General features: G+C 66.5%; 11 protein-coding genes. 6 read left to right on the top strand and 5 right to left on the bottom strand.

The features are described 5' to 3' along the window. Positions 1–210: 210 nt before the first annotated feature. Both gltB and JOF56_RS28630 read left to right on the top strand, forming a co-directional pair. Positions 211–4,701 carry a glutamate synthase large subunit gene (gltB, locus tag JOF56_RS28635; protein WP_307855296.1) on the top strand — a complete coding sequence of 1,497 codons (4,491 nt, stop codon included), beginning with the start codon at positions 211–213 and terminating at the stop codon, positions 4,699–4,701. Further along, positions 4,694–6,145 (top strand): glutamate synthase subunit beta, encoded by a 1,452-nt coding sequence (locus tag JOF56_RS28630; protein ID WP_209642587.1) that lies wholly within the window; start codon positions 4,694–4,696, stop codon positions 6,143–6,145. The genes gltB and JOF56_RS28630 overlap by 8 nt, the downstream gene beginning before the upstream one ends. A 53-nt stretch (positions 6,146–6,198) precedes the next feature. On the opposite strand, the gene JOF56_RS28625 is transcribed toward JOF56_RS28630, so the two are convergent. The 4 genes from JOF56_RS28625 to JOF56_RS28610 all read right to left on the bottom strand — a co-directional run bounded on the left by JOF56_RS28625 (position 6,199) and on the right by JOF56_RS28610 (position 9,625). After that, positions 6,199–6,852, bottom strand: coding sequence for a DUF3558 domain-containing protein (locus JOF56_RS28625; RefSeq protein WP_209642586.1), 654 nt, complete (start codon positions 6,850–6,852; stop codon positions 6,199–6,201). Next, positions 6,849–7,706, bottom strand: coding sequence for a hypothetical protein (locus tag JOF56_RS28620; RefSeq protein ID WP_209642585.1), 858 nt, complete (start codon positions 7,704–7,706; stop codon positions 6,849–6,851). Before JOF56_RS28620 ends, JOF56_RS28625 begins: the two co-directional genes overlap by 4 nt. A gap of 251 nt (positions 7,707–7,957) precedes the next feature. Continuing rightward, positions 7,958–8,158, bottom strand: a complete 201-nt coding sequence (locus JOF56_RS28615; RefSeq protein WP_209642584.1) for a hypothetical protein — start codon at positions 8,156–8,158, stop codon at positions 7,958–7,960. A gap of 342 nt (positions 8,159–8,500) precedes the next feature. Next, positions 8,501–9,625 carry an FAD-dependent monooxygenase gene (locus JOF56_RS28610; RefSeq protein WP_209642583.1) on the bottom strand — a complete coding sequence of 375 codons (1,125 nt, stop codon included), beginning with the start codon at positions 9,623–9,625 and terminating at the stop codon, positions 8,501–8,503. 119 nt (positions 9,626–9,744) lie between these two features. Between JOF56_RS28610 and JOF56_RS28605 the strand changes: the two genes are divergently transcribed. The 4 genes from JOF56_RS28605 to JOF56_RS28590 all read left to right on the top strand — a co-directional run bounded on the left by JOF56_RS28605 (position 9,745) and on the right by JOF56_RS28590 (position 13,354). Continuing rightward, the gene (locus JOF56_RS28605) at positions 9,745–10,689 is read left to right on the top strand and encodes a TetR/AcrR family transcriptional regulator (RefSeq protein ID WP_209642582.1); all 945 of its coding nucleotides are present in this window, start codon (positions 9,745–9,747) and stop codon (positions 10,687–10,689) included. Positions 10,690–10,700: 11 nt separating this feature from the next. Continuing rightward, positions 10,701–12,056, top strand: a complete 1,356-nt coding sequence (locus JOF56_RS28600; RefSeq protein ID WP_245378436.1) for a phenylacetate--CoA ligase family protein — start codon at positions 10,701–10,703, stop codon at positions 12,054–12,056. Between the two features lie 45 nt (positions 12,057–12,101). After that, positions 12,102–12,599 carry a hypothetical protein gene (locus JOF56_RS28595; protein ID WP_209642581.1) on the top strand — a complete coding sequence of 166 codons (498 nt, stop codon included), beginning with the start codon at positions 12,102–12,104 and terminating at the stop codon, positions 12,597–12,599. A 269-nt stretch (positions 12,600–12,868) separates the two neighbouring features. Next, complete coding sequence (locus tag JOF56_RS28590) at positions 12,869–13,354, top strand: DUF3592 domain-containing protein (RefSeq protein ID WP_209642580.1); 486 nt, start codon at positions 12,869–12,871, stop codon at positions 13,352–13,354. Here JOF56_RS28590 and cobN read toward each other — a convergent pair. Next, on the bottom strand, positions 13,337–16,918 hold the full coding sequence (gene cobN, locus JOF56_RS28585; protein ID WP_209642579.1) for a cobaltochelatase subunit CobN: 3,582 nt from the start codon (positions 16,916–16,918) through the stop codon (positions 13,337–13,339). The genes JOF56_RS28590 and cobN overlap by 18 nt on opposite strands. Positions 16,919–16,925: the final 7 nt, after the last annotated feature.

Genomic DNA, 16,925 nt, shown 5'->3' with positions numbered 1-16,925 from the left:
CGCCGCGGGCAGCTGTCAACGGTCACGTGGGATTTGCCACGTGACATCAGGCATAACCGTGTGTTCACATTACTGTCACGAGAACCCCGGATGACCCCGGGTACCCGCCCTGCGCTGCATATTGTCCCGATATCCGGAACACCGCAGCACCCCTTTTCGCACAACGACGTGCGGCACCAGCCCCATTCGATCCCTGGGAGGGCCGCTGCTGTGACCCGCCATCAGACCGAGGGCCTGTACGACGAGCAGTTCGAGCACGACGCTTGTGGCGTCTCGTTCGTCGCAGATCTCGCCGGCCGCAAGAATCACGACATCGTGGCGAAAGCCCTGATCGCGTTGCGAAATCTGGAGCATCGCGGGGCTCGCGGCGCGGAACCAGACACCGGTGATGGCGCCGGCCTGCTGATCCAGGTACCGCACGAGTTCTTCGCCGGCGTGGTGGACTTCGCTCTGCCGCCGGCCGGCGACTACGTGGCCGGTACCGCGTTCCTGCCCGTGGAGCAGGCCGCGAGAGCCGAGGTCGTCGCCGGAATCGAAGCCGTCGTCGCCGAGGAGGGCGCGCGGGTCCTGGGCTGGCGCGAACTGCCCGTGGACACCGAACACGTCGGCCCCACGGCCAAGACGACAATGCCGTACTTCAGCCAGCTCTTCATCGCCGCCGACGGCTTGTCCGGGCTGGAGCTGGAGCGCCTGGCGTTCGTGGTGCGCAAACGGGCCGAACACGCGGTGGACGTGTACTTCCCGAGCCTGTCGTCGCGCACGATCGTCTACAAGGGCATGCTCACCGAGACCCAGGTCGACCGCTTCTTCCCGGACCTGACCGACTCCCGGGTCAAGAGCTCGATCGGCCTGGTGCACTCCCGGTTCTCCACCAACACGTTCCCGTCCTGGCCGCTGGCCCACCCGTACCGGTACGTGGCGCACAACGGCGAGATCAACACGTTGCGTGGCAACCGGAACTGGATGGACGCCCGCGAGTCGATGCTGTCGACCGACCTGATCGACGGCGACATCGAGCGGATCTTCCCGGTGATCACCCGCGGCGCCAGCGACTCGGCGAGTTTCGACGAGGTGCTGGAGCTGCTGCATCTCGGCGGCCGCAGCCTGCCGCACGCGGTGCTGATGATGATCCCGGAGGCGTGGGAGAACCACGAGGAGATGGACCCGGCCCGCCGGGCCTTCTACGAGTACCACTCCAACCTGATGGAGCCGTGGGACGGGCCCGCGCTGGTCTCGTTCACCGACGGCACGCTCATCGGCGGTGTGCTGGACCGCAATGGCCTGCGTCCGGCCCGTTACTGGGTCACTGAGGACGGTCTGGTCGTGCTCGGCAGCGAGGCCGGGGTGCTGGAGATCGATCCGGCGACCGTGGTGCGCAAGGGCCGGCTGGAGCCGGGCCGGATGTTCCTCGTGGACACCGCGGCCGGGCGGATCATCGATGATGACGAGATCAAGGGCCAGCTTGCGGCTGAGCACCCGTATGACGACTGGCTGCATGCCGGAGTAATCCGGCTGGAAGACCTGCCGTCGCGGGAACGTGAGGTACCCACACACGCCTCCCTGGTACGCCGCCAGCAGGCGTTCGGGTACACCGAGGAAGAACTGACCGTCCTGCTGCGGCCGATGGCGGCCTCCGGTGCCGAACCGATCGGCTCGATGGGCAACGACTCGCCGCTGGCGCCGTTGTCCAGCCGGCCCCGGCAGCTGTTCGACTACTTCACCCAGCTGTTCGCCCAGGTGACCAACCCGCCGCTGGACTCCATCCGGGAGGAGCTGATCACGTCCCTGCGGACGTCGATCGGGTCCGAGCCCAACCTGTTCTCCACCGTCGCGAGCGCGTGCCGGCGGATCTCGTTGTCGTTCCCCGTACTGGACAACGACGAGCTCGCCAAGATCGTGCACATCAACGACGACGGAGACCTGCCGGGGTTCCAGGCTTTCACCGTGCACGGCACCTACGACGTGCACGGCGGCGGCGCAGCGTTGCGCCGACGGCTTTCGGAGATCAGAAGCGAGGTGTCGGACGCAATTTTCCAGGGCGCCCGACTGATCATCCTGTCCGACCGCGGTGTCGACGAGAACCGCGCGCCGATCCCGTCACTGCTGCTGACCGGTGCGGTGCACCACCACCTGGTCCGGGAGAAGACCCGTACCCAGGTCGGGCTGATCGTGGAGGCGGGCGACGCACGCGAAGTGCATCACATCGCCCTGCTGATCGGTTACGGCGCCGCGGCTGTGAACCCGTACCTGGCAATGGCCAGTGTCGAGGAGATGTCGCTGGCGGAGACGTCCGAGCACGCCACCCGCAACCTGATCAAGGCGCTGGGCAAGGGTGTCCGCAAGACCATGTCCAAAATGGGTGTGTCCACTGTGGCCTCGTACACCGGTGCGCAGATCTTCGAGGCGATCGGGCTCGGCAGCGAGGTCATCGACGAGTGCTTCACGGGCACCACGTCCCGGCTCGGCGGCGTCGGTTTCGACGTGCTGGCCGACGAGGTCGCACACCGCCACCGCAAGGCGTTCCCGGCCGACGGCGTCCGCCCGAGCCACCGGGAGCTGGAGACCGGCGGCGACTACCAGTGGCGTCGTGAGGGCGAACCGCACCTGTTCAACCCGCAGACGGTCTTCAAGCTGCAGCACTCCACCCGCAGCGGCCGGTACGAGATCTTCAAGGAATACACGCGGGCGGTGGACGAGCAGTCCGCGCACCTGATGACGTTGCGTGGCCTGTTCGCCTTCAAGGTCCGCGAACCCGTGCCGATCGAGGAGGTCGAGCCGGTCAGCGACATCGTCAGGCGGTTCGCCACCGGCGCGATCTCCTACGGTTCGATCTCCAAGGAGATGCACGAGGTCCTGGCGATCGCGATGAACCGGATCGGCGGCAAGTCGAACACCGGTGAGGGCGGCGAGGATCCCGACCGCTACACCGTGGACGCCAACGGCGATCTGCGGCGTTCGGCGATCAAGCAGGTCGCCAGCGGCCGGTTCGGTGTGACGAGCGAGTACCTGGTCAACGCCGACGACATCCAGATCAAGATGGCGCAGGGCGCCAAGCCCGGCGAGGGCGGCCAGCTACCGGGTACGAAGGTGTACCCGTGGATCGCGCGGACCCGGCATTCCACGCCGGGCGTCGGGCTGATCTCGCCGCCACCGCACCACGACATCTACTCGATCGAGGATCTGGCGCAGCTGATCCACGACCTGAAGAACGCCAACCCCCAGGCCCGGATCCACGTCAAGCTGGTGTCCGAGGTCGGTGTGGGCACGGTCGCGGCGGGCGTTTCCAAGGCGCACGCGGATGTCGTGCTGATCTCCGGGCACGACGGCGGCACGGGCGCCTCTCCCCTGTCGTCGATCAAGCACGCCGGTGGGCCGTGGGAACTCGGCCTGGCCGAGACGCAGCAGACGTTGCTGGCCAACAGGTTGCGTGACCGGATCGTCGTGCAGACCGACGGCCAGCTCAAGACCGGCCGGGACGTGATGATCGCCGCGCTGCTGGGCGCGGAGGAGTTCGGCTTCGCCACCGCACCGCTGGTCGTGTCGGGCTGCATCATGATGCGGGTCTGCCACCTGGACACCTGCCCGGTCGGCGTGGCCACGCAGAACCCGGTGCTGCGTGAGAAGTTCAGCGGCAAGGCCGAGTACGTGGTGAACTTCTTCGAGTTCATCGCCCAGGAAGTCCGGGAATACCTGGCGCAGCTGGGTTTCCGGTCGATGGCCGAGGCGATCGGGCATGCCGAGCTGCTCGACACCCGGGCCGCGGTGGATCACTGGAAGGCGGCCGGGCTGGACCTGTCGCCGATCTTCCACGTGCCTTCGCTGCCGCCGCGGGCCGTCCGGCACCAGGCGGTCGCGCAGGACCACGGGCTGCAACGGGCTCTGGACAACACTTTGATCCAGCTCGCCGAGGGTGCCTTGGCGTCCGGTGACCGGGTCCGGCTGGAGCTGCCGGTCCGTAACGTCAACCGGACTGTCGGCACGATGCTCGGCTCCGAGGTCACCCGCATCTGGGGTGGTGCCGGGCTTCCGGACGACACCATCGACGTGACGTTCACCGGGACGGCCGGCCAGTCGTTCGGCGCGTTCATCCCGCAGGGCGTGACTCTGCGGCTTGTCGGTGACGCGAACGACTATGTCGCAAAAGGACTGTCCGGTGGCCGGATCACGGTCCGGCCTGATCCCTCGGCGCCGTTCGCGGCCGAGGAGAACATCATCGCGGGCAACGTGATCTGCTACGGCGCGACGTCGGGCGAGATCTTCATCCGCGGCAAGGTCGGGGAACGGTTCTGTGTGCGTAACTCCGGCGCGCTGGCGGTCGTCGAAGGCGTCGGCGACCACGGCTGTGAGTACATGACCGGCGGCCGGGTGATCGTGCTCGGCCAGACCGGGCGCAACTTCGCGGCGGGCATGTCCGGCGGTATCGCGTACGTGCTGGATCTGGCCGCGCACCGGGTCAACCGGGAGATGGTCGACCTCGACCCGCTCGACGACGCGGATCTGGTGTTCCTACGGGAGACCGTGGAACGCCACCTGGCCGAGACCGATTCGGTCGTGGCGCACGATCTGCTCGTCGACTGGGCCCCTGAACGGTTCACGAAGGTGATGCCGAAGGACTACAAGCGCGTCCTGGCGGCGCGGGCGCGGGCCGAACGGGATGGCCGTGACGTGAACGAGGCGATCATGGAGGCCGCTCATGGCTGACCCCAAGGGTTTCATCACCACACCGCGGGAGAACGCCAGCACCCGCCCGGTGTTCCTGCGGCTGCAGGACTGGCGTGAGGTCTACGAGGACTTCGCGACCGACAGGACGCAGCGCCAGGCCGGGCGCTGCATGGACTGCGGAATCCCGTTCTGCCACCAGGGCTGCCCGCTGGGCAACCTCATCCCGGAGTGGAACAACCTGGTCTGGCGGCAGGACTGGCTGGCGGCGAGCGAACGGCTGCACGCGACCAACAACTTCCCGGAGTTCACCGGGACGTTGTGCCCGGCGCCGTGCGAAACCGCCTGCGTGGTCGGGATCAACGGCGATCCCGTCACCATCAAGCGCGTCGAGATCTCCATCATCGACCGGGCCTGGGACGAAGGCTGGGTGACCCCACAGGTCCCCACCACCTTGACCGGCAAGAAGGTCGCGGTCGTCGGTTCCGGCCCAGCCGGGCTCGCCGCCGCGCAGCAACTCACCCGCGCCGGGCATCTGGTTACCGTGTTCGAGCGAGCCGACGCCATCGGTGGCCTGCTGCGCTACGGGATCCCCGAGTTCAAGATGGAGAAGTGGCGGCTGGACCGCCGGCTGGACCAGATGCGCGCCGAAGGCACCCAGTTCAAGACCAGCGTGAACGTCGGCGTCGACATCACGGTGACCGAGCTGCGTACCTCGTTCGACGCGGTCGTCCTGGCCGGAGGCGCCACCGCCGCCCGGGACCTGCCGATCCCAGGCCGCACGCTTTCCGGCGTGTACCAGGCAATGGAGTACCTGCCACCAGCGAACCGAGTCGCCCGCGGCGACCTGGCAAGCTCCCCCATCAGCGCCGCGGGGAAGCACGTCGTGGTCATCGGCGGCGGCGACACCGGCGCCGACTGCGTCGGCACAGCACACCGCCAGGGCGCTGCTTCGGTGACACAGCTGGAGATCATGCCGCGCCCGCCGGAGTCCCGCTCCGCGGCACACCCGTGGCCGACCTACCCGATGATCTACCGCGTCTCCTCAGCACACGAGGAAGGCGGCGACCGGATCTACTCGGTGTCCACAGTGGAGTTCACCGGCTCGGCCACCGGTGAGGTCGAATCGCTGAAGCTGGTCGAAGTCAAGATGGACGCCGGGAAGTTCGTACCGGTCGAGGGCACCGAACGCGAGATCCCGGCCCAGCTGGTCACACTGGCCATGGGCTTCGTCGGCCCCCAGCAGGAAGGCCTGCTCAACGATCTCGGGGTCGCCTACGACCCCAGAGGCAATGTCGCCCGCGACGAGTCCTTCGCCACCAGCGTCGATGGCGTATTCGTCGCGGGCGACATGGGCCGCGGCCAGTCCCTCATCGTCTGGGCAATCGCCGAGGGCCGATCCGCCGCAGCAGGCGTCGACGCCTACCTGATGAACCGAACAGTCCTGCCCACCCCCATCGCCCCCACGGACCGGCCTATCGCCTGACAGCAGATCGCACTGAGCGCCACAGCAACGCAGCCGTGGCGCTCAGTGTCGTTCTACTGGTTGCGGATCGTGTCCAGCACCGCCTCCGCGATCGGACGGAGAACCGCGCACGAGCCCGTTTCCCAAGGCTCCAAGCGGACCGAACGGTCAAACCTGTCCAAACGGATACCGGCGTAGCTTGTGTCCGAGGTGGCAATCGAGACATCGCAAGTCGTGGGCGACATATTGCTGGAGTAATACACCACCGGGTAACCGGCAATCTCTCCGGGCGCCCAATACCCAGGCAAGAAACCCTTGGCATGTTTATCGTACACCGCAGAGATCCCCTCGCCCTCCCTATAAGACAACGCGACGTAGATTCCCATTTGCCCATAGTTGATATCGCCGAAAAAACAGTTCGGCACAGATACCCGATCATCCCGCGCCCCGGGCTGCAGTACGACACCCTTTTCGCTGAGCGCCCGTTTCTGAGGTTCGGTGATGCCTTTGCAAGGCTCAGCGACAAACGCCTTGATATCAAGCGGAACGCGCACAGACGGAACACCAGCCGACAGTTTCGCGCTGGACGTCGTAGTGTTGGAGGCTGGCGGCGTGGTAGCTGACGCCGGACTGGTCGGTGCCGCACCACCACCATCACTACAGGCAGCGAGGAGCCCGGCAAACACCACGACGCAAACCGCCGCGATCAATCGCCGACGTGCGATCATGCTCGCCACCCCTGCGCGTAGTCGAGGAACTGCGGCGCCATGTTGGAGTTGACTTCGGTGAGCCGGTTCACGTATCGCCGATCCTGTTCGAGCTGAACGACCTTCGTGTGTAGATGCAGCGAGAGACCGCTGATCGCCGAAGCAGTGTCTCGCTCGATTTTGGCCATCGCGTCCAAGTATTGCTTGACGGTGTCGACGATCAGCGGGTGGTCGTCAATGGGGTTGCTCGTCTCCTGCCCATTGTCCTTCGCCGTCTTCCCAGCGTCGCCGACCATCTGGGTTGCCACTTCGGCAATGGTCTTGACCTTGAACACAGTGGACAGGCCACCGGTGATCACTGCGCAGGCGACTTCCACCAGTCCGGTGAGCAGAAACGAACGCAGGTCGATATTGATGCCCTTGCCTTGGCCGTAAGAGGCGAAACGCTGGGTGAGAGCGTCCATCAGCTTCGCCATGTCCGCACCGGCCTGCTGGAAGATCGCCCGGTACTTCACCAGATGCTCAGCGACCCGCAGGTACCCATTCTCCACATAGATCTGGAAACGGATGAGGTCATTCTCGAAGAGCTGAGAGTGGATGCCCTCGGGAGAGATTATGCTGAGGCGCATGTTCACCCATTCCACCCGGATCTGACCGAGCTCGCCATACATGTCCCCGTCTCGAATCGGGCTTTCGGGAGTTCTACCAGGCGGTGGGGCGCTTGGTGATTGGGTTGCTGGCGGCGGGAAAGTGAAGCATCCCTGGGTAAGGGCCGCGTACGCCTCGTTAATGGCAGTTTCGCTTACGCCGCTGACAGCCTCGGCGGCCTTGAACAGTTCGCTGGGGTCTGCCGCGTAGCCCTCCAGAACGGACACGACGTGGTAATTCGGATCTGCCTCCGTATCGACTGCCCTCGGCGAAGGTATGTCGTGACGGGTGCCCATGTCAGGCGTGAGTTCGCGGCCGGGTACGGGCCGGTAGATGCGCGGACCGCCATTGGTCTTGGGGTGCGACAGGTAGTCGACCCACGCGTTCAGTTCAGCTGCGGCCTTGGCGAGAACCGGGTCGGTGGTCGCGTTGATACCGGGCCATGGGATCGGCTGACGGCCAGGAGGGAGCACCATGGTTACCGCGCCTCCGGCATTTCGTTGGCGAGGTTGTTGAAGCGTTGCGCCTGCTCGGCGTCCATACGCTCAGCCCACGCGACGTGCTTCAGGAGCATGTCCTTGTACATGTTCAGTGAATCGATGACCTGGCCCTGATCGATGCGCAGGAACTGCAACGACGCACTGACCTGCCCGAAGAACGACATGGATGCTTCCCGCACGTCGCCGTGCCCTTCACCACCCAGCCGGACGCACCTGACCGTCCCCGCTCAACCGTCTCCTTCGCTGTGGCGTACGAATTGTTGATCTCACCGAGCCGGTGGATGACCGGATCGAGCCACAGCGCCACACCCTCCCGAACGGCCGCAGGGTTGACCGCGAATTCCTGCGTGTGGTCTCCCACTTTCCGATATCCCCCGTATGGATTGTCACCGTCGCACGCAGGGCGCGTGCGTGCGCCCATAGTGACAGGCGTGCACGTACGGTGTTTGGAAAACCACGGATTGCACTCATTGACGGTCCAGTTGGCTGGTTGATATCTGCCGTCAGTGCACGGGCTGATTTCACGCCTCGGTGAGTGCGTCCAGGGAGATGCTGTTCTTGGCGTGGGCTATCGACTCCTCGGAGGCGGGGCCGCCTGGGTTCTCGGTGGCCAGGGCCTGGTTGAGTGCCACGAATGGGCGCATTCGCTGTTCGTAGGCGGCGAAGGCGGCTGTGTGGCTGGCATTGCGGCCCAGCTCCTGCGCGAGTATGTAGGCGCCGACGAGGGCGAGGCTGGTGCCCTGCCCGGACAGTACTGAGGCGCAGTAGCCCGCGTCACCGACCAGTGCGATGCGGCCGGTGCTCCAGTTCTCCATGTGGATCTGGGCCATGGCGTCGAAGTAGAAGTTCGGTGCGCCGGTCATGGCGGCGAGGAGTTTCGGCATTTCCCAGCGCAGGCCGGCGAGCCGGTCGGCGACCATCTGTTTCTGTCCTTCGATGTCGCGGTGGTCGTAGTCCACCGGCTCGGACACGAAGCCGAGCGTGACTCGCAGTTCGGTGTTGTCCCGCACGGGATAGATGCCGCCGCCCGCGCCGGTGGCCCGGTCCTGGATCCACATCTGCCAGTTGTCCAGCTCGAGGAAGTTGGCCGCCGGGAAGATCGCCAGATACTGGCCGAGGTGCCGCACGAACTCGTGCTCCGGGCCGAAGGCGAGCCTGCGCACGGCGGAATGTGACCCGTCCGCGCCGACGACGAAGTCGAAGGTCCGGAAGCCTGCACGCTCGAATTCGACCCGGACGCCGTGCTTCTCCTGGTACAGAGCGGTGATCGAGTCGCCGAAGAGGTACTCCACCTCGTGCTTGGTCGCCTCGTACACCATCGCGGTCAGGTCTTCGCGCAGCAACTCGACGTCCTCGCTGTCGAGCCGTCCGCTGCTGATCGTGCGCTCCTCCGAGCGGAACAGCTCGTTGCCGTCACTGTCCAGCATGGACATTCCGCGCATCCGGGTGCGCGCCGCCCGCATCTGCTCGCCGAGTCCCATCCGGCCCATCACCTCGAGCGCGACGCCACGGACGTCGACCGCCTGACCGCCCTGTCGTAGATCGAGTGACCGCTCCACGACGGTCACCGAGAAACCGTTCCGAGTCAGCCAGTAGGCCAGGACCGAACCGGCGACTCCGGCTCCCGAGACGAGGACGTTCCGCATGACTGCTCCATTTGATGAGTTGTACGCTACGCCGCATACATTGGCATTAAGCTGGGACGCCGTGCCAAAACTGACCTAGTACAGACGATAATCTGTGCTAGCACAGACTGGGAGTGCGCATGCCGCCGGAACCTCGCTACCTTGGCATCGCCGACGAACTCCGGCGGCGGATCACACAGGGCGAACTGGTGCCCGGCGCCAAGGTGCCCTCAGTCCGCAAGATCGCCGCCGAGTGGGGCGTGGCCACGGCGACCGCGGCCAAGGCACTGGACACGCTGAGCCAGGCCGGGCTGGTGCGCGCCGAACCCCGCTCCGGCTTCGTGGTCGCGGACGCGAAACGTGCCGCTCCGAAACAACCTCAGTCTGTTCGTCTGCCGACGCCTCGAAACCAGGACCTGACCCGCGAACGGCTGGTACGAACTGCCATCGAGATCGCCGATGCCGAAGGCCTGGCGGCGTTGTCCATGCGCAGCGTCACGGCCAGGCTCGGCATCACAGCGATGGCGCCCTACCGGCACGTGAGAAGCAAGGACGAACTGGTCGTCCTGATGGCCGACGCCGCGTTCGGGGAGCGCGGCTACCCGGCGAAGGCGCCTGCAGACTGGCGTGCCTGCCTGGAAATCGGCGCACGGACCCTGTGGTCGCTGTACCGGCGGCACCCGTGGCTGGCCCAGCTCGGCCCGATCACCCGCCCGATGCCGTTGCCGAACCTCGCCGTGCACGCCGAGTGGGCACTCGCCGCACTGTCCGGTTTCGGGCTCAGCGCGGCCGCCCTGTGCGACCTGCACGTGCTGTTCTTCAGCTATATCCAGGGAATCGCGATCCACCTCGAACGTGAGCAGCAGGCGTTCAGCATGTCCGGATTGTCGGAGGACCAGTGGATGGACGCCCACGAGGGCGCGTTGCAGGCGGTGACCGGCATGGGCCGCTACCCCACGTTCGCCGGGATGCTCGGCACGCTGTCGGTGGAGGGCTACGACCTGGTCCTGGACGACTTGTTCGAACTGGGGCTGCGGTCGCTGCTGGACGGACTGGCGATCCGGTTCGGGCAGCCTGATGGGTGACAATCGCGGGTATGGATGATGTGGTCGCGTTCTTCCACGATGTCGTGGCGTCGGTGCCGGCGTATCCGAAGTTCCTGGGTGAGCACGGGGTCGACCCTGGATCGGTCAGGACACTGACGGACTTCCAGGTGTTGCCCATGACGTCGAAGGCCACCTATCAGAGCCGGTATCCGCTGCCGGAGTTGTGCCGGGACGGCCGGATCGGCGACATGATCGCGGTGTCGTCCGGTTCGTCCGGAACGCCCACCATCTGGCCTCGGTCCACCAGCGACGAACTGCACATCAGCGAACGGTTCGAGCAGGTGTTCCGAGAGTTCGGCGCGGACCGCAAGAGCACGCTGGCGATCGTGTGCTTCCCGTTGGGTACGTGGGTCGGCGGTCTGTTCACGCTGGCGTGCGTCCGGCATCTGGCCGAGCGGGGTTTCCCGGTCACGACAGTGGCTCCGGGCAACAACAAGGCCGAGATCCTGCGGGTCTTCCCGGAACTGGCGCCCCATTTCGACCAGGTCGTCCTGCTGGGGTACCCGCCGTTCGTCAAGGACGTGATCGACTCGGGCACCGGCTGGGCGGACCACGACATCAAGATGGTGTTCGCGGGCGAGGTGTTCAGCGAGGAATGGCGGGATCTCGTGGCCTCTCGCGGCGGTGTCCAGGACCCCGTGCGCGGCATGGCATCCCTTTACGGCACAGCGGATGCCGGTGTCCTGGGCAACGAGACGCCGCAGTCGGTGTCGATCAGGCGGTTCCTGGCCGGGAAACCGGACCTGGCCAGGGACCTGTTCGGCGATTCGCGGCTGCCGACGCTGGTCCAGTACGACCCGGCGAGCCGGTTCTTCGAGGTCCACAATGGAACACTCTTGTTCTCCGGCGACAACGGGGTGCCATTGATCCGGTATCACATCGCCGACGAGGGCGGCGTAATCCCGCACCAGGACATGCTGGACTTCTGTACCCGCAACGGTTTCACCCCGGTCAACGGGCCGGGAACGCCGTTCGTGTTCGTGTTCGGCAGGTCCTTGTTCACGGTGTCGTTCTTCGGCGCGAACATCTACCCCGAGAACGTGACCGTCGGGCTGGAACAGCCGGGCATCAGCGACTGGGTGACCGGGAAGTTCGTGCTGGAGACGTACGAGGACGCAGACCGGAACCTGAAACTGCGGATCACAGTCGAGCTGGCCAAGGACAAGCAAGGTGATCCAGCCGTGCTCGCCGAGTCGATCCGGGACCAGCTGCTACGGCTCAACAGCGAGTTCGCACACTACGTCCCGGCCGAGCGGCAGTTGCCCGAAGTCGTGCTGCGGCCACCCGGTGACCCGGAATACTTTCCCATTGGCATCAAACACCGGTCCACCCGGCCTGCCCGATAGGGCGGACACTACTGAAACAGGCGGCTGGCCTGGTTCCATGTCCACATGGACGCCGATCGCCCGGGTATCCCGCCGAAGGCCTGGCTGTTGCCGATCGGTCTTCTCACGCTGGGCACGCTGCTGACCGGATCGTATCTCGTCATCCTTCTCAGCGACGTGTCGCAGGAGACCAAGACCATCGGGATAATCATCAACCCGTTTGGTTCGGTCAGCCTGGCCATCGGCGGAGTGATAGCCTGGCAGGTCGGCAAGCTGCACCGGCTGGCGCGATCCGGTGTCACCGCCAGGGCGACTGTCACCTCGATCGACACGACCCGTAAGGTCGTCAACGGCAGGCGAGAACTGCGGATAGGCATGTCGGTCACCGTCGGCGAACTGCCGAAGTACCAGGTGACTGTCCGCGACTCACCGCCATCCCACCTCGTGAGCCTGCTTCACCCCGGCGCGTCCATACCGGTGGTGGCCGTCCCGGACGCGCCGAAACTTGTGCTGATCGACTGGAAGACGGCGGAACGGGAGATCGGTCCCGACCGACCGGAGTGAATGTCCTCGGCCAACCGATCGCCGGCCGCCAACCGCAGGCTCTCCAGGCGATCCGCGTCCTCGCCAAGCAAGAGAGGATCTCGAAGGCCTGAGAGGCCACGCCGGCACTCCGCCCCGACAACAGCTCCCAGAAGTGATGCTGTGCCCGGCGGGCGACCCCGAGTACTTTCCCATTGGCGTCAAACATCGCTACACGCGCCCGGCACGATAGGGCGGACTTCCGGAACATTCCGGTGAAATGCCCGGGCGGTCCTGCTTCCATGACAGGTATGGAGACAAGCCTGCCACGCAAAAGCTACCTCGGGCCGACGGTGCTGGCGGTAGCCGGTGTCCTGCTGCTCGGTTTCCTCCTGGTCTGCCAGGTCGCCGACGTGCCGCGCGGACTATGGGTCACATCGCTGTCACTCAGCCCGTGGGGACCGATCTGCCTGATCGTCGCGTTCCTGGTGGCGCGGCACGTGCGAAAAGTGAACCGGCTCGTGGACCACGGCATCGCGGCCAGGGCGACCGTCGAGTCGATCGACTCGACCAGCTCCAGCATCAACGGCCGCCAGGTGCTGCGGATCGGGATGTCGGTCACCGTCGACGAATTGCCGGAGTATCCGGTGACCGTCCGCAACGCGCCGCCGTACCACCTCGTCGGCATGCTCCGCCCCGGCGCGTCGATACCGGTCGTGGTCGACCCGGACACACCGGAACAAGTGCTGATCGACTGGAAACGAGCCGAACGGGAACCGTCAGGTCCCGGCCTCTAGATCACCTTCTGTGCTCAGGTACACCGACCGCAGAGCGTCCAAGGTGCTCTGCTCGGGGTGCTGCCACATGCCGCGGTCGGCGGCTTCCAGCAGACGCTCGGAAATGCCGTGCAGTGCCCAGGGATTCGACTCGGCCAGGAATTTCTGGTTCTCCGGGTCGAGGACGTAACTCGCGGCCAACTGCTCGTACATCCAGTCGGCCACCACTCCGGTTGTGGCGTCGTAGCCGAACAGGTAGTCCACTGTGGCCGCGAGTTCGAAAGCGCCCTTGTAGCCGTGTTTCCGCATGGCCGCGAGCCATCTCGGGTTGACCACCCGGGCCCGGAAGATCCGCGTGGTCTCCTCGTTGAGTGTCCTGGTGCGCACCGCGTCGGGCCGGGTGCTGTCGCCGACGTACGCCGCCGGGGCCTTGCCGGTCAACGCCCGCACTGTCGCGATCATGCCACCGTGGTACTGGAAGTAGTCGTCCGAGTCGGCGATGTCGTGCTCACGTGTGTCGATGTTCTTTGCTGCCACCGCGATCCGCCGGTATGACGTCTCCATGTCCTGGCGTGCTTGGACTCCGTCCAGGTCCCGGCCGTAGGCGTAACCGCCCCACACCGCGTAGACCTCGGCCAGGTCGGCGTCGTCACGCCAGTTCCGGCTGTCGATCAGCGGCAACAGCCCGGCACCGTACGCACCCGGCTTGGACCCGAAGATCCGCATGGTCGCACGACGCGAGTCGCCGTGTTCCTGCTGGTCAGCCTGCACGTGCGCGCGGACGAAGTTCTTGTCCAGCGGCTCGTCTAGCGCGGCGACCATCAGCACGGCGTCGTCCAGCAACGCCACCACGTGCGGGAACGCATCCCGGAAGAAACCACTGATCCGCACGGTCACGTCGATCCGGGGACGGCCCAGCTCCGCCAGCGGGATCACTTCGAGGCCCGACACCCGCCGGGACTGGTCGTCCCAGACAGGCCGGACACCGATCAGCGCAAGCACTTCGGCGATGTCGTCACCGGCCGTCCGCATCGCTGACGTGCCCCAGATCGACAGTCCGACCGAAGGCGGCCACTCCCCCGTGTCCTCGCGATAGCGCGCGAGCAGCGAGTCGGCCATGGCCTGGCCGGTCTCCCACGCGAGCCTGCTCGGGACCGCCTTCGGGTCGACCGAGTAGAAGTTGCGGCCGGTCGGCAGCACGTTGATCAGACCACGCAACGGCGACCCGCTCGGCCCGGCCGGAATGTAGCCGCCGTCCAGCGCGTGCAGGACGTGGTCCAGTTCGTCGGTGGTCCGGGCCAGCCTGGGCACGACCTCGACGGCCGCGAACCGGAGGATCTCGGTGACCACGTCGTCCGAACGCTCAAGCACCTCAGCGACGACACCAGCAGCGGCCGAGGCCGACCAGCCGGCGTCCTCCATGCCCTGGACAAGCGCTCGGGCGACCGCCTCGACAGTGTCGGTCGCGGTGCGGTCGGAGTCCTTTTCGGACAAACCAAGCGCCTCGCGCAGGCCGGGCAGCGCGGCGACCTGACCGCCCCACATCTGCCGGGCCTGCAGCATCGCCAGCACCAGGTTGACGCGAGCCTCGCCCTCGGGTGCGGCGCCCAGGACGTGCAGGCCGTCACGGATCTGCACGTCCTTGATCTCGCAGAGCCAGCCGTCTACGTGCAGCAGGAAGTCGTCGAACTCGGCGTCGTGCGGCCGATCCTCCAGGCCCAGGTCATGGTCCAGCTTGGCCGCCTGGATCAAGGTCCAGATCTGGGCCCGGACAGCCGCCAGTTTGGCCGGGTCCATCGCGGCGATGTTCGCGTGCTCGTCGAGCAACTGCTCCAGGCGTGCGATGTCGCCGTAGCTGTCGGCCCGGGACATCGGCGGCACCAGGTGGTCGACGAGTGTGGCGTGCGTGCGGCGCTTGGCCTGTGTGCCCTCGCCGGGGTCGTTGACCAGGAACGGGTAGATCAACGGGATGTCGCCGAGCGCCGCGTCCGGGCCGCATCCGGCGGACATGCCGACGGTCTTGCCCGGCAGCCATTCGAGGTTTCCGTGCTTGCCGACGTGCACCATCGCGTGCGCGCCGAACTCTTCGGCCAGCCAGCGGTACGCGGCCAGGTAGTGGTGGCTGGGCGGCAGGTCCGGGTCGTGGTAGATCGCGATCGGGTTCTCGCCGAACCCGCGCGGCGGCTGGACCATCACCACAATGTTGTCGGCCTGCAGGGCAGCCAGCACGATCTCACCGTCCGGATCGGACGACCGATCGACGAACAGCTCACCGGGCGCCTGGCCCCAGTGCTGCTCGATCTGCGCACGCGCGTCCTGTGGGAGTTTCGAGTAGGACTCGCGGTAGCGGGCCGCCGAGATCCGGATCGGGTTGCCGCTGATCTGCTCCTCGGTCAGCCAGTCCGCGTCCTGCCCGCCTGCCGCGATCAGCGCGTGGATCAGGGCGTCGCCGTCCAGCGAATCCAGGCCTGGCAGGTCGCCCACGTCGTAACCGCGTTCCCGCATCGCGGTCAGCAGCCGGACCACGCTCGCCGGGGTGTCCAGGCCGACCGCGTTGCCGATCCGGGAGTGCTTGGTCGGGTACGCCGAGAGCATGATCACGATCCGACGCTCGGCCGGTGGGATGTGCCGCAGCGCCGCGTGCCGCACGGCAATGCCCGCGACTCGTGCAGCGCGCTCCGGGTCGGCCACGTACACCGTCAGACCGTCGGGGTCGATCTCCTTGAAGGAGAACGGAACCGTGATGATCCGGCCGTCGAACTCCGGGATCGCGACCTGAGTCGCGGTGTCCAGCGGGGAGAGCCCGTCGTCGTTCTCATCCCAGCTCGCGCGGCTCGACGTCAGGCAAAGTCCTTGCAGGATGGGCACATCCAGGGCGGCGAGCGCGCCGACGTCCCACGCGTCCTCGTCACCACCGGCCGACGCGGCCGCAGGTTTGGTGCCGCCCGCTGCCAGCACAGTCACCACGAGCGCGTCCGCTTTGCCCAGCGTGGCAAGCAGTTCGGGCTCGGCGGTACGCAGCGACGAACAGTAGACCGGCAGCGCTTGGCCGCCTGCCTCTTCGATCGCGTCACACAACGTGTGCACAAAAGCCGTGTTCCCGGCCATGTGGTGGGCGCGGTAGTACAGGACCGCCACGACAGGCCCTGTGCCCGTGGTCGAGCGCTCCAGCAGGCCCCAGGTGGGCGTGGGCTCCGGTGGCGCGAATCCGAGACCGGTGAGCAGCACGGTGTCGGAGAGGAAGTTGAACAGCTCGGTGAGGTTCGCGGGCCCGCCGTGCGCCAGGTAGGCGTGCGCCTCGGCGACCACGCCGCCGGGCACCGAAGACAGCTCCATCAGCTCCGCGTCGGGCTGCTGCTCCCCGCCGAGCACGACCACCGGACGCGGCCCGGCGAGCAGCGCGTCCAGGCCTTCCTCCCAGGCACGGCGGCCGCCAAGGATGCGGACAACCACGAGGTCGACGCCGTCGACCAGCTCGGGCAGGTCGTCGACACCGAGCCGGGCCGGGTTGCCCAACCGGTAGCCGGCGCCGCTGGCACGGGCGGACAGCAAGTCGGTGTCAGAGGTCGACAGCAGCAGGATCACGCAGCAC

The organism is Kibdelosporangium banguiense (assembly GCF_017876405.1).
Classification (GTDB): domain Bacteria; phylum Actinomycetota; class Actinomycetes; order Mycobacteriales; family Pseudonocardiaceae; genus Kibdelosporangium; species Kibdelosporangium banguiense.
Note: the sequence above shows the minus strand (reverse complement) of the source record. Positions and strands in the feature narration are given on the sequence as shown.

Coding starts and splice junctions, on each gene's coding strand:
- JOF56_RS28630 (WP_209642587.1), top strand. CDS start 4,694: ATGGCTGACCCCAAGGGTTTCATCACCACACCGCGGGAGAACGCCAGC.
- JOF56_RS28625 (WP_209642586.1), bottom strand. CDS start 6,852: ATGATCGCACGTCGGCGATTGATCGCGGCGGTTTGCGTCGTGGTGTTT.
- JOF56_RS28610 (WP_209642583.1), bottom strand. CDS start 9,625: ATGCGGAACGTCCTCGTCTCGGGAGCCGGAGTCGCCGGTTCGGTCCTG.
- JOF56_RS28605 (WP_209642582.1), top strand. CDS start 9,745: ATGCCGCCGGAACCTCGCTACCTTGGCATCGCCGACGAACTCCGGCGG.
- JOF56_RS28600 (WP_245378436.1), top strand. CDS start 10,701: ATGGATGATGTGGTCGCGTTCTTCCACGATGTCGTGGCGTCGGTGCCG.
- JOF56_RS28595 (WP_209642581.1), top strand. CDS start 12,102: ATGGACGCCGATCGCCCGGGTATCCCGCCGAAGGCCTGGCTGTTGCCG.
- JOF56_RS28590 (WP_209642580.1), top strand. CDS start 12,869: ATGGAGACAAGCCTGCCACGCAAAAGCTACCTCGGGCCGACGGTGCTG.